The sequence below is a fragment of the Pseudoalteromonas sp. SWN166 genome (genome assembly GCF_015864485.1).
Classification (GTDB): domain Bacteria; phylum Pseudomonadota; class Gammaproteobacteria; order Enterobacterales; family Alteromonadaceae; genus Pseudoalteromonas.
On the sequence record NZ_JADYXB010000042.1, the window covers coordinates 17,100 to 29,591 of the forward strand.

General features: G+C 38.5%; 11 protein-coding genes and 1 pseudogene. 4 read left to right on the top strand and 8 right to left on the bottom strand.

Annotated features, from left to right (window positions below; genetic code table 11):
- Positions 1-12: 12 nt before the first annotated feature.
- On the bottom strand, positions 13-870 hold the full coding sequence (gene tesB, locus I6F49_RS17705) for an acyl-CoA thioesterase II (RefSeq protein WP_197181500.1): 858 nt from the start codon (positions 868-870) through the stop codon (positions 13-15).
- A 77-nt stretch (positions 871-947) separates the two neighbouring features.
- Here tesB and I6F49_RS17710 point away from each other — a divergent pair, with 77 nt between their 5' ends.
- Together I6F49_RS17710 and I6F49_RS17715 are read left to right on the top strand one after the other, a co-directional pair.
- Positions 948-1,406 (top strand): EVE domain-containing protein, encoded by a 459-nt coding sequence (locus I6F49_RS17710; protein WP_024592465.1) that lies wholly within the window; start codon positions 948-950, stop codon positions 1,404-1,406.
- 69 nt (positions 1,407-1,475) lie between these two features.
- Complete coding sequence (locus I6F49_RS17715; protein ID WP_007587047.1) at positions 1,476-2,510, top strand: hypothetical protein; 1,035 nt, start codon at positions 1,476-1,478, stop codon at positions 2,508-2,510.
- Positions 2,511-2,546: 36 nt separating this feature from the next.
- On the opposite strand, the gene I6F49_RS17720 is transcribed toward I6F49_RS17715, so the two are convergent.
- Positions 2,547-2,744, bottom strand: a complete 198-nt coding sequence (locus tag I6F49_RS17720; protein ID WP_007587044.1) for a PLDc N-terminal domain-containing protein — start codon at positions 2,742-2,744, stop codon at positions 2,547-2,549.
- Complete coding sequence (locus I6F49_RS17725; protein ID WP_007587041.1) at positions 2,744-3,811, bottom strand: potassium channel family protein; 1,068 nt, start codon at positions 3,809-3,811, stop codon at positions 2,744-2,746. Before I6F49_RS17725 ends, I6F49_RS17720 begins: the two co-directional genes overlap by 1 nt.
- Before the next feature lie 169 nt (positions 3,812-3,980).
- Here I6F49_RS17725 and I6F49_RS17730 point away from each other — a divergent pair, with 169 nt between their 5' ends.
- A complete protein-coding gene (locus tag I6F49_RS17730; RefSeq protein WP_197181501.1) occupies positions 3,981-5,291 on the top strand; it encodes a short-chain fatty acid transporter in 1,311 nt (436 codons plus the stop codon).
- 46 nt (positions 5,292-5,337) lie between these two features.
- Here the strand turns inward: I6F49_RS17730 and I6F49_RS17735 are convergent.
- The 5 genes and pseudogenes from I6F49_RS17735 to I6F49_RS17755 form a co-directional block, all read right to left on the bottom strand.
- Positions 5,338-7,479, bottom strand: a pseudogene (locus tag I6F49_RS17735) (peptidase domain-containing ABC transporter).
- Between the two features lie 537 nt (positions 7,480-8,016).
- On the bottom strand, positions 8,017-8,190 hold the full coding sequence (locus I6F49_RS17740; protein WP_155945840.1) for a hypothetical protein: 174 nt from the start codon (positions 8,188-8,190) through the stop codon (positions 8,017-8,019).
- A 13-nt stretch (positions 8,191-8,203) separates the two neighbouring features.
- Positions 8,204-8,386: a hypothetical protein gene (locus tag I6F49_RS17745; protein ID WP_133120273.1), complete on the bottom strand. Its 183-nt coding sequence runs from the start codon at positions 8,384-8,386 to the stop codon at positions 8,204-8,206.
- Positions 8,387-8,588: 202 nt separating this feature from the next.
- On the bottom strand, positions 8,589-9,830 hold the full coding sequence (locus I6F49_RS17750; RefSeq protein WP_197181502.1) for an HlyD family efflux transporter periplasmic adaptor subunit: 1,242 nt from the start codon (positions 9,828-9,830) through the stop codon (positions 8,589-8,591).
- A 131-nt stretch (positions 9,831-9,961) separates the two neighbouring features.
- Complete coding sequence (locus I6F49_RS17755) at positions 9,962-10,978, bottom strand: metalloprotease (protein ID WP_197181503.1); 1,017 nt, start codon at positions 10,976-10,978, stop codon at positions 9,962-9,964.
- A 166-nt stretch (positions 10,979-11,144) separates the two neighbouring features.
- On the opposite strand from I6F49_RS17755, the gene I6F49_RS17760 reads away from it, so the two are divergent.
- Positions 11,145-12,356 (top strand): EAL domain-containing response regulator, encoded by a 1,212-nt coding sequence (locus I6F49_RS17760; RefSeq protein ID WP_197181504.1) that lies wholly within the window; start codon positions 11,145-11,147, stop codon positions 12,354-12,356.
- Positions 12,357-12,492: the final 136 nt, after the last annotated feature.

Here is a 12,492-nt window from a genome sequence, read left to right on the forward strand (position 1 = left end):
CATAGAAGGTGGTTAGCGCTGACGCATAACCCCTTCTTGCATTGTTGAGGCAACTAAGTTGCCTTGGCGATCAAAAAACTGCCCGCGTACCAAGCCACAACCATTGCTCGCACTTGGACTATCAATTGAATACAAAATCCAATCATCCATTCTAAACGGGCGATGAAACCACATTGCGTGGTCTATGGTTGCTACTTGCATATTTGGCTGCATAAACGATACACCATGAGGCTGCAATGCAGTTGGTAAAAACTCAAAGTCAGACGCATAAGCAAGTAAATAATTATGAATGCGTTGATCGTCAGGCATCTCACCATTAGCTTTAAACCAAATATGTTTTACCGGTTCAATAACCTCTGGTTTAAACGGGTTATGAAAAGTAACCGGTCGCATTTCAATCGGCATTTCACGCGTAAACTTATTACGGATCACCTCTGGAATATGCTCAGCATTTTCTTGATAAAACTCAAGCGATGAACGCAGATCTTCAGGTGCGGGTACATCAGGCATTGTTGCTTGATGCGATAAGCCATTTTCCTCACCCTGAAATGATGCGGTCATATAAAAAATCGGTTTACCGTACTGAATCGCTTTTACTCGGCGAGTACTAAAGCTCTTCCCATCACGAATAGTTTCTACATCATAAACTATAGGTTTAGCAGGATCGCCTGGGCGTAAAAAGTAAGAATGCAATGAGTGAACTATACGCCCTTCGGGTAGCGTTTCTTTAGCGGCAGAAAGTGCCTGCCCCATAACCTGACCGCCAAATACAGCACCAAAGCCTAAGTCTTGGCTTTGCCCTCGGTACAAACCTTTCTCAATTTCTTCAAGTGATAATAGCGACAACAAATCATCTAATACTTGGCTCATTATTTCTTCCTCAATCCCCAGATAAGTTAATGATACTATAGACTACAACTATGTAAATCTTTGTTAGGAGTACTGTTATGGCTTACTGGCTTTTTAAAACTGAACCCGATGCGTTTTCATTAGATGATTTAAAAAACGCACCAAAACAAACGACTCTTTGGGAAGGCGTGCGTAATTACCAAGCGCGAAACTTCATGCGTGATGGCGTTAAGGTCGGTGATTCAGTGATGATTTACCATTCAAGCTGTAAACACGTAGGTGTAGCGGGTATTGCCGAGGTTACAAAAGAAGCCTACCCAGACCCCACTCAATTTGATTTAAGTAGCGACTATTACGATGCAAAAGCCACCAGCGACAAACCACGCTGGGTTGTTGTTGAAGTTACTTATCAAAGCCATTTAAAAAAATTAATTAGCCTTAAAGATATTAAAGCCAATAATAACATTACTGAAATCGCACTTAAAAAAGGCGGACGACTATCAATAATGCCTGTTACTAAAAATGACTGGGATGAAATAATCAAAATGGCGCAGTAACACCCTCTCGGTTTGACCTAATTTCATTGAGTTTGATATGATCTATGCTGACTTATAGCTGGAGGATTAATGAAATTACTGTATTGGTTAGATGAATGGTTAACTCTCCCGCGCAATGAGCAACAAACTCGATTACCCATGACGGGTAGTGATTTACTCGGCGATGTATTTGTTAAGTATGATTTTGTTGACGTTAATAAGCCCCTGCTTTTTACCTTTTCACCCGCAGGCACTAACGTGCAAGAGCAAGATCTTCACCCTGATTTTGCACCATGGGGTTATCACTTGGCTCAAAAACAAAACGTAAACGTAATCGCTTTTCAGCATTTAGGTAAAAGTAATTGGTTTCGTAATCGTAATTTAATCTTTTTTCTCGAGCAATTATCAACATTACTTACGCCGTTTAATTGTCGATTAGGCTATGGCTTAAGCCGTGGCGGATTTGCTGTTGGCGCTTTTGCTAAACTATTAAAGCTAAACCAAGTACTGTTCTTTCACCCGGTAAGTACTAAAAATAAAGAATTAGTACCCTGGGATGACCGCTCTAGTACCGATATAGCTCAGCAGTTTGACTGGCAACAAGATTATCACGATCTAGATTTAGGAGATGCCCAAGGCTATATTATTTACGATCCTACTAATCGTATAGACCGAATGCACGCCAAGCGCTATAAGCAGTTAACTCACTTGCGAGTATTTGGTATGGGACATGGCACACACGCTACATATTTGAATAAGTTTGGGTTTTATAAGCAAGTAGCCGTTGATTTCATTCAACATCAGCAAATCGATATTGCACAGTTTCGCCTGCAAACCAAAACCTTACGCTTAAAAGAAGATTATTATCAAAGTCTCAATACGGCTAATGCAGACTCCCCCCATCGTTTAGCATTATTGAGTACAGCGCATAAAATTTTAGCTGATGAAAAAGAAGTGTATGTACAAGAGCATCAAGCAAAAATTGATATTCAGCCATTAATAGATGTGGCACTTAAGCACCAAGATGAGCACCCTAATGATGCTATTCAGCTATTAGAAGTCGCCCAGCAACTTCTACCTGACGACCCTCTAATTGAGCATAAACTCAAACAGTTGGAAGAGTAATTATTCCAACTAAAACGGCTATAAAGGCTAACTACTCTATTTAGCCTTTTTCTTTTTGTGCCTATGCTTGGGCACAATGGTAAAGTACATCATTAAACCTAACCAAGAAAATATAATGATTCCCATTAGCCAGCCATTCTTTTCATGACCCTGTGTACGCTTACTGTTGAGTACAATAACGACAGGTAATATGTAAGCACTTAAAACAACAATTAAAAATACAACTTCATTCATTATTTTTCTAGGCTCGACCAGTCTACTTCACTACTTAATACTCGATCTACCGATATATAGTGCAAAATATCGCCTTCACTTACTTTGTAATCTAATGGTGGGTTTAAATCCATATTTTGCGCACTTAAATTATGGGCAACACCTAACAGTATTGCATCATGCTCAAGCTTAAAATGATGAAACAAAGTACCAAACTCCATATCTTTGCAGCCACTTGGTACTTTCAAGCTAAATTGTGTATCGCCGTGCAAAGTAGATAGCAGCTCCTCTTGCACACGGCTCGAACCTGGATCTTGCATTGAGCGTACTAATATCTCAGCTGATTTTGCACTACTACATTCTACATTTTGGCAATGCTCTAACATCATCTCAACTTTAGTTTCATCTAAAAAGTGAGCACTTATATGACAATCATCTTTTACTAAGCGACTTATGCGCAGGGCTGTCGTAAATGTCTGGTCGTCATCTTGACCATCAATAATCACCTTATCAGCACTACGAATAGCTACCCGCTCTAGTTCAGCTAAATTTGTAAAACTCGTTAAACGTGCAAAATCAACGCTTTCGTTAGCTAAAAAAGGATGATCCATTTGCTCTGTTACCGCGAGTAAAATACGACGGTCAGTACGTTTCGTATCTGCCAAAATGTAATCAATCATCTTTTTTGTACGAGTGTCGTGCCAACCAAAAATAATAATATGGTGGTTACTGTGGGCAAAGTTTTTATCACCAGTCATAGCGCGCCTAATTAAGTAAGTAACAGTTTGTCCTGCTTTTCCTAGCAAAACACCAAATAAAGCTAAACCAAATGGAATTTGTATTAATGCTACCACCCAACGACCAAGATCAGTAGTTGGACTAAAGTCACCATATCCCACTGTTGATGTTGTTACTGTGTAATAGTAAAAAAAGGTAGTAAGCGAGGTTAACGCTTTCTCATTCGCTATAAATAGTAAGCTCCATGTTAATAGCATATGAGTCAAAATAGCTAATGCCACTGCTTGCCAACTCAACTGATCTATATGAGCGCGAACAAGTAACGCTAGCCTTTTAAATATCACCGGCATAATACAAAGTCTTCGTTAGTAAATTATCTATAAACAGTACGTTACTGTAAGCGATGCTTTTAAGCAATGTTTAAGCTTTTAACCACAAATATAAGACTAAATGCTGTTTGCCAATGGTGATTTTTCATGATTAATTAGCGTTAAAATAATAACCAAAACAGTTGTGCTTATGCTTAATAAAATAGCCCGCCCTTTTACTAAAATTGTAGAGCGCTATCTTCCCGACCCTTTTATATTTGTAATTTTACTTACAATAATTACTCTTATTAGTGCGAGCTTATTTACAACCGCAACCAACATTGAAGTATTACAAGCGTGGGGAGGTGGATTTTGGAACTTATTAAGTTTTGCTATGCAAATGCTACTAGTGTTAATTACAGGCTACATGTTGGCAAGTACGCCACCTATAAGTAAGTTATTAGAAAAACTAGCAACACTCGCAAATACAGCACCTAAAGCAATTATATTGGTAACGCTTATTTCGCTTTTAGCGAGCTGGATAAATTGGGGATTTGGCTTAGTTATTGGTGCTCTTTTTGCCAAAGCAATTGCTAAACATACTCGTGTAGATTATCGATTATTAGTAGCCAGCGCTTACTCAGGTTTTGTTGTATGGCATGGCGGATTAGCCGGTTCGATTCCTTTAACTATCGCAACCGATAGTCACTTTTCAGAGGCCAGCATTGGTATTATTAGTACAGAGCACACTTTATTTGCGGGCTTTAATATAGCCATATTAGTTGGTTTATTCATTATTATGCCGCTCGTTAATCGCTATATGCTGCCAAGCGAGCAAGAAAGCGTATATATCGACCTAGCTCTTTTACAAGAGACAACACCTAAGCCCACAACAATAACCAGACCCGCCCAACATTTAGAACAAAGTAAACTACTCGGTATGACAATTGGCTTATTAGGTTTGGCATATTTAGGTTATTACTTTTTTATTGCTGGCGGAAACTTAAACCTTAATAGCGTTATTGCCGTATTTTTGTTTTTAGCTATTACGCTGCATCAAACACCCCATAATTTACTTAACAGTCTGCAACAAGCAATTCCAAGCGGGGCTGGCATTGTTATTCAATTCCCTTTTTATGCCGGCATCATGGCGGTAATGGTTGATAGCGGTTTAGCGCAGCAAATATCGCGTGGCTTTATTGCCGTAGCAGATGCCGATAGCTTGCCATTTTTTAGTTTTATAAGTGCAGGGCTCGTTAATATGTTTGCTCCCTCTGGCGGTGGCCAATGGGCTGTACAAGCACCTATTGTAATACCTGCAGCGCAAGAACTAGGTGCCGATATATCTCGCGTTGCAATGGCTGTTGCATGGGGCGATGCGTGGACCAATTTAATTCAACCTTTTTGGGCATTACCCGTCCTTGCTATCGCAGGCTTAAAAGCAAAAGATATTATGGGGTTTTGTGTAGTGCAGCTATTTGTAACAGGGGTATTTATATCGCTGGTATTGAGCTTTTATTAACTGTAAACATAATAAAAAGGCGTGTAATACAAACGCCTTGATTATTTTATGCACTCTCACCTTGCTGACCTAAGTCCACTAATTCACCTGCATTTAAATGATAGACTTTGCCAGCCATATTAATAGTTTCTTGGCGATGAGCAATCATAATCCGTGTGATGGGTAAGTGCTGAATTTGCTCACTTATTTTCGCCTCGTTATCCTTATCTAAATGGCTGGTTGCTTCATCCATAAACAACACGCAGGGTGATTGATACAATGCGCGAGCAAGAAGTAAACGCTGTACCTGCCCGCCCGATAAGTTTGATCCCATGTCCCCAACTAATGAGTTATAGCCCATAGTCATTTTGGTAATATCATCATGAATAGCCGCATGACGAGCACACGTCTCTATTTTTAAATAATTCGGCTGTGGGTCAAAAAAACTGATGTTATCAGCGATTGAGCCAGCTAACAGTGTGTCATCCTGCATTACTGCAGCTATTTGTTTGCGGTAGTTTTTAAGGCCAAGCTGAGTAATATCTTTGCCATCAAGCAACACAGTCCCTGAGGTTGGCTGTAATAACCCTAGCATTATTTTCATCAACGTAGTTTTACCCGCACCTGACGGACCCGTAATCGCAATCGAGTCACCGGAATTCAGCGTTAAATTAACATTGTTTAAAATCGGCACTTGCTCTTCACTGTAACTAAAGCAAATATTTTCGAGCGTAAGCTGACCTCTCACTTTACCTTCGTCATCACCTGTATAGACCATTCCACCGTCACGATAAGCTTCTTGTTTCGTGAGTGCTATATCTGCAATGCGGTCTAAGTGTAAGCGCATCATTTTGAATTGAATAATTTGCTAAATTAAGTTGGCAAAGCGGCTGGTTAACTGGTTTTTATAAGCAATAAACGCCAGTACCATACCAACAGATAAGCTATTGCTCATAACTAGCAATGCAGCAAAGTAAATCACCAATACATTTTCAAGGCCAAATAACAGTTTATTAAATGAATCAAAGCTAATGTTTAAACGCCCTAAACGAATTTCACTGTTTATTACCTCTGCATAACGGTTTTGCCAAATTCCTTGGCGCTGCGATTCATTACCAAACAATTTTATAGTTTGCATACCCCGAATATTTTCTAAAAAGTTCGATTGCTCTTTGGCAGATGATTGAATCATTTCTTCGGTGGCTTGATGTAGTGGACGATACAGCGCTAAACGTACCAAAGTATACAGTACAATTGCACCAACAACTACCGCAGTGAGTTTTAGCGAATAAATTAGCATCATAATCAATACGGTAATGCCCATTACGCCATCGACCAGTGTTTCTACAAACCCTGTAGTTATGCGCTCCCGTATTTGCGCTAATGAGCCAAAGCGCGAGACAATATCGCCAATATGGCGGGACTCAAAATAGTTCATTGGCAAGCGCAATAAGTGCCTGAGCAAATTCACGCCCATTTGCATATTGAGCAAACTCGAAAGCCGTAAAATTAGCCAACTTCGTACCGCATTAGTCACCACTGAAATTATCGCAATCAGAGCAAAACCCATGGCAAGTACCGTTAATAACGATTCATCAAAACTAATGAGTACTTCATCCACCACCCACTGCATATAATAAGGGGTCATCAAAGCAAATAATTGCAATACCAGTGACAACGCAATCAGTTTTATTAGCCCTGCTTTTAAGCCCTTCATTGAGCTCCAAAGTTGGGTAAACTTCATCTGTGCTTGTTCTTGTTTGGCTTCAAACTGACTGGTTGGAGTCAGCTCTAAACAAATACCGGTAAAGTGTTTACTAAACTCATTACTATTTAAACTGCGTTTACCAACAGCTGGGTCGTTTATAGCAAACTTAGCTGAAGATCCTTTACCAGAGACTTTGGTCAGCACCACAAAGTGATTCATATCCCAATGTAAAATACACGGAGTTTGTAGTTTATGGACTTCATCAAGCGGACATTGTAGCGCACGGCTAGCTAGCCCTAAATTATCACCTAGCTCAATCAGTTGCTGTAAGTTCATCCCCTTTAAATTAGCCGAAAAGCGCTTACGCATGGCTGGCATATCCAGCCTATGACCGTGATAGCTTGCCACCATTGCCACAGAGGCTAGGCCGCATTCAGCTATTTCGGATTGGAGAATTAGAGGAACTGACATGTTTATTTTAAATTCTATTGTAGCTTGCATGATAAAGGGTAAATTTTCCGTTGTTAATATTATTACCACTATAAATAAAATGGCAGAATGGAAGTACAACTAAGAAGTTTTCTATATAGTTTTACTTTCTTCTAGATATGTATGCACAAATGAAAAATGACGCTATCTCAATAATTACAACTAAAATATCTATTTTGGCGACACGTGTATTCAGATTAGAAATACTTTCTAATCCCTCTGTCTAGCTGAAAAAGTATCATTAATAGCCTCAACCTTTACGATAAAACTCCTCTTAGTAACTGCCAACGAAACTAAAGTAGTTTTATTTTCTAATATTTTTTAAATATTCATATAAATAATAAGATGGGATCATTAAAAATATTATATATAATGGATAATATAAATCAGGACTTATTATTTTTTCATAAATATTAAAGATCAAATGAATTAATAAAATATAAAGTAAAGATAAGATAATTTTTTGAATATTATTCATACATTTTCCTGCGGATTTTTAGAGCAGCTTTAAAAAACTACTCTATTACCTCTTTCAGCTAAATATGCTAGTTAACAGGTCGGTTCACACCCTGCTTGTTTTGTTTCTTTAGAACTTTGGTATTGTTTGTACTTTTCATGTGCATAGCCAACAATAACCCCTGCAATAAAAGTAGCAGCTATAGCTCCTAATATAGGAAAACCACCACTAACATTACTTTGCTCTTTCTTGGTTAACTCTCTCATAATTAGTCCCTTATTAATTAGCTAAAGCTTTTCCAACTTCGTTACCTACAACACCAGCACCGCCTAAAGCTGTAGCAGCAGCCGTAGCTTTCGTTCCTGCTTTAACTATTTTATAAATTCTATAAGCAATAAGTGCTACAACTATAGGATTACCACCATTTACGTCTTTAATTTCATTTACGTTTAATTCACGCATAATGTTATACTCCATAAATCCGATGCTTTTTAATTAAGTCATCGGGTTGTTAATATGCTCCCCTTCAATAAAGGTGAGCGGTTAATAGGCTAGCTTTAGCTGCTCGCTAAAGTTAACTAAAGCTGGCCGTCTTTTTCGGTTGTTTGCATTTAGCAAACCACCAAAACTTTCAAATTTTTCTTTATTTTATAAAACGCTACACTTAACTTACGCGCCCTTTTAGGCTGTACAGTGGCTCGAGTAACCACTCGATTAATGTGCGCTGCTCCAACATAATATCTGCCTCAAACAACATACCGCTTCTCAGCTCAAACGCCTTACCATATGCCTGCATTTGTTGTTGACTCAATGTCGCACGCAAGCGATATACAGGTTCTTGTAGCGAAATAGGTAAGCGCACTTCGTTTGGAGTAATGAGTGCTTTGTCAATGCGGATAATTTTGCTGTTAATAAAACCAAAGCGCTGGTAAGGGAAAGCATCAAAACGCAGGCGCGTATCGTTACCTAGTTGTATAAAGCCTGCTGAACGTGTTGGTAGCAGCAACTCTGCTACTAGCTCTGAGCCTTCGGGAATAATATGCAACAGTGGTTTGGCTTGGGTAAGTGTTTCGCCTTCAACCACTTGAATGCCAGTAACAACACCGCTGTTACTGGCTGTTATGGTATATTGATAGTTACTTTTAATTTGTGTGAGCTGGTTTTGAATATCCGCTTGTTGGCGCTTAAGACTATTTATACGCAAAGTATACTGCTGGGGCACGTTAGCAATATTAAAACTAAGTTGACTTAATTGATTTTCTTGCTGCATAAGCAAGCGCGCTAGGTTTTGTTTTTCTTGCTTAGCATCTAAGAGGGCTTGCTGCTGTTGCTCTCGCTCGATGTTTGATAAAAAGCCATTTTTATTAAGTTGATTAAGGTTGCTTTGTTGGCGGTTAAGTAGCCCTAATTTTTCATCAGCTAGAGCAAGTTGACTTTGTAATGCAGCTTGCTCATTAGTAAGTGCACGTTTTTGCGCGTGCAAGTTAAGTGACTCTTGCTTTTGTAGGGTAAGGTTTTGTGTTATCTCATCATTGAGCAACTGTATTTGCATACTTAGCTGCTCAACAAGCTGGGTACTCAAGGCTATGCCTTGGCTGTTATTTTGCTGCACAATAATGGTCGCCAACGGCTGACCTTTAGTAACGGCATCACCCTCTTGTACACATAGCAGCTCAATCATACCACCTTGACTAGCAAAGGTTTGGATTATCCCTTTATTGGGTATTAAAAACCCCCGTACTGTTTCCTTGCGGGAATACTCTGCTGTAAATAAAAAGCTTATCACTACAATCGCAATACATACCAAAACAAATACGATAAGTTTTATTGATAGTGGTTGTGCTAGCGTAATCACACCAGTTAAACGCTCACTTTGCTGAGCGACAGCTTCCTTTCTAAATAACATCCAGTTGATCCGCTAAGATTGTTCTAATTTATATTACACTAGAATTCAATTAACAATAAATCAACATAAAAGTCGAGAAATAAAATATTAATGCAAAAAACTAACTTATTTAGTTAGAAAAAATAAAAATACTAGCTCGATAAAATAGTCATCGGCAGGCTCAATATTGGATTTTCCGAATCGGCAAAGTGCATCATTACAGCTACATGCCCAGCTACTACAATTGCATACATAACCGCTGAAAAACCTTGGCCATATTTATCTAGTGGCATTAAATGTGAATAGTGACGGCCTCGCCATTCAAATACAATTTCCAGCGCACCTACAAAAAAAAAGAATACCAGTAACATTAAGCCAAATGTGTAGCTCAGCCATAAACCAAACAGTACACCGAGTAAACATACACTTAAACCAATCCATGAACGCATTGAAAAGCTAATACTTTTTAATACATGCCCGCCATCAAGCGGTAAAATAGGTAACAAGTTAAATAAATTTAATAACGCACTAAGAACTGCCACACCTGCAAATATTTCCATCTCGGTGGCGTAATATAAAACGACACCCAGTACCGAGGTAATTAAACCAAATGCGGGTCCCATTAATGATATAACGACATCTTGCCAACGAGTTGTTATTTTGTCGTCACTTACAGCGAGCCCACCTACAAATGGGATTAAGTAAATACCTTTGGTTTTTATGCCAAAGTATTTCATTGCTCGTACATGGCCGTACTCGTGTACGACTAAGCAACCAATTAGCATTAGTGCAAATTCAATACTAAATAACCACGCATAGCCTGCAACAGAAGCCCCCGCAAGCACTACTTTAATGACCTTAGCACTTTTAAAAAGCTTAAAGCCTAATGCAGCCAGACCTAAAAAGCCTTTTTTAGGTGAGCCATTTGTAGGTGCTGGTAGCGCAAGCTGTGTTGCAAATTGCTCATCCACAAAAAGCGAAATACTTTGCTCTTCCGCCGCTCCAGTATCAATACCAATTACTTTGTTGTCGTGAGTAAACTGATAATAGTTTTCACGAGGGTTATCAAAGGTAATGGCTTGTTGTCCATGAAACACTTGCACAATTGTTTGCCCCGACACCATAAGCGAAAATGGTTGCTCGGCTAGGGTAAGATCTATTCTTATCATAATTAAGACCGTTTAAAACAATGGCGCTAGTATACCTAATCAACTTAAAAACACGAGTGAAGGCGTTCAGTAACTATTTTCAAAATAAAAGTATTTGATACAGACAAAATTAAAAAAAACTACTACTTTTATAGTAATCATAAGCTATGCATTGAAAGGGATAACAGTGAGTAAAATAGTGCCTAACATTTTAGTTGTTGACGACTCAAAAGCGATTTTGATCGTGATGGAGGCTATATTTAATGAGTTAAATATGTCTGATAATGTAGTTACGTACTTAAGTGCGGCTGAGGCACTAGATAGAGTCGCTTCTGATATCAACTATTTTGATGCTATTTTTACCGATCTCAATATGCCTGAAATGGATGGCATGGAATTAATCCGCCACTTAGGAGGATTAAATTATCAAGGCGGTATTATAATTGTTTCTGAAATGGACCATAAAGTTATTAGCTTAGCTGCCAATCTCGCGAAACAACATAACGCTCACCTCATTGGTAATATTTCAAAGCCAGTGCAACTGTCTCAGGTTAGTAGGTTACTTATTAAAGTGGCGCAATTAAACAGCCACACTTTATTAAAAGAGTCAGCCATTTCAGAGAAAGAGCTTATTGAAGCGTTAGAAAATGATGAAATAACCCCTTTTTATCAACCAAAAATAAATGCTGACAGTAATAGAATCGAAAGCGTTGAAGTCTTAGCACGTATTTTATCAAGTAAAGACGGCAATATTATTTTACCTAACCGTTTTATAAACACTGCCGAACAACACAACTTAATTAATCAAATTACATTTTCTCTTTTTGAAAAGGCCACCAGCGAATTCAAAAATATGAAAGCGCAACTAGGTCATGATTTTAAAATGGCATTTAACTTATCGCCAACTCAGCTCGACGACTTAAACTGCCCTAATAAATTACTGCTCATTTTAGAACTAAACCAACTCACACCTAGTAATATAATTATAGAAATAACAGAACAACATGCACTCTCAAGCCTCATGCAATTAGAAACGCTAAATAGATTAAGAATGCATGGCTTTGGTATATCGCTAGACGATTTTGGTGTTGGTTTTACTAATATGAATCAGCTTCGAAATCTTCCTTTTACTGAAATTAAAATAGACCGTTCACTTATTAGCCATATAGAAACAGATTTATTTTCTCAAGTGGTCGTAAGTTCGTTATTTAATATTACGAGTAAAGATAATTTAGACTTAGTAGCAGAAGGCGTTGAACGCCCAGAAGAGCTTGTTTATTTAAGGCATTATAGAAGAAAACTAGCCATACAAGGTTTTTTATTTAGCCGCCCTAAACCACAAGACGAATTTATATCTTGGGCTAAAGATTGGCTGAAAACTGATGGCAGCCCCGCTTAAAGCGGTATTAATATTTAAGAGGGCGTTCAGAATTCTGTGTCAGCCTAAATTGCTAAATATCTAGCACACCATCTAACCTACCTTCGAAGTGGATGGCCAATTGCGACAATGTCAGATTCCAGTTATGGATTGGCAT

What these genes read in the sequence shown, in the direction of transcription:
- I6F49_RS17740 (WP_155945840.1), bottom strand. Translation starts at nt 8,190, where the DNA reads ATGAGAGAGTTAACCAAGAAAGAGCAAAGTAATGTTAGTGGTGGTTTT.
- I6F49_RS17745 (WP_133120273.1), bottom strand. Translation starts at nt 8,386, where the DNA reads ATGCGTGAATTAAACGTAAATGAAATTAAAGACGTAAATGGTGGTAAT.
- I6F49_RS17720 (WP_007587044.1), bottom strand. Translation starts at nt 2,744, where the DNA reads ATGAATGAAGTTGTATTTTTAATTGTTGTTTTAAGTGCTTACATATTA.
- tesB (WP_197181500.1), bottom strand. Translation starts at nt 870, where the DNA reads ATGAGCCAAGTATTAGATGATTTGTTGTCGCTATTATCACTTGAAGAA.
- I6F49_RS17750 (WP_197181502.1), bottom strand. Translation starts at nt 9,830, where the DNA reads ATGTTATTTAGAAAGGAAGCTGTCGCTCAGCAAAGTGAGCGTTTAACT.
- I6F49_RS17715 (WP_007587047.1), top strand. Translation starts at nt 1,476, where the DNA reads ATGAAATTACTGTATTGGTTAGATGAATGGTTAACTCTCCCGCGCAAT.
- I6F49_RS17710 (WP_024592465.1), top strand. Translation starts at nt 948, where the DNA reads ATGGCTTACTGGCTTTTTAAAACTGAACCCGATGCGTTTTCATTAGAT.
- I6F49_RS17730 (WP_197181501.1), top strand. Translation starts at nt 3,981, where the DNA reads ATGCTTAATAAAATAGCCCGCCCTTTTACTAAAATTGTAGAGCGCTAT.
- I6F49_RS17725 (WP_007587041.1), bottom strand. Translation starts at nt 3,811, where the DNA reads ATGCCGGTGATATTTAAAAGGCTAGCGTTACTTGTTCGCGCTCATATA.
- I6F49_RS17755 (WP_197181503.1), bottom strand. Translation starts at nt 10,978, where the DNA reads ATGATAAGAATAGATCTTACCCTAGCCGAGCAACCATTTTCGCTTATG.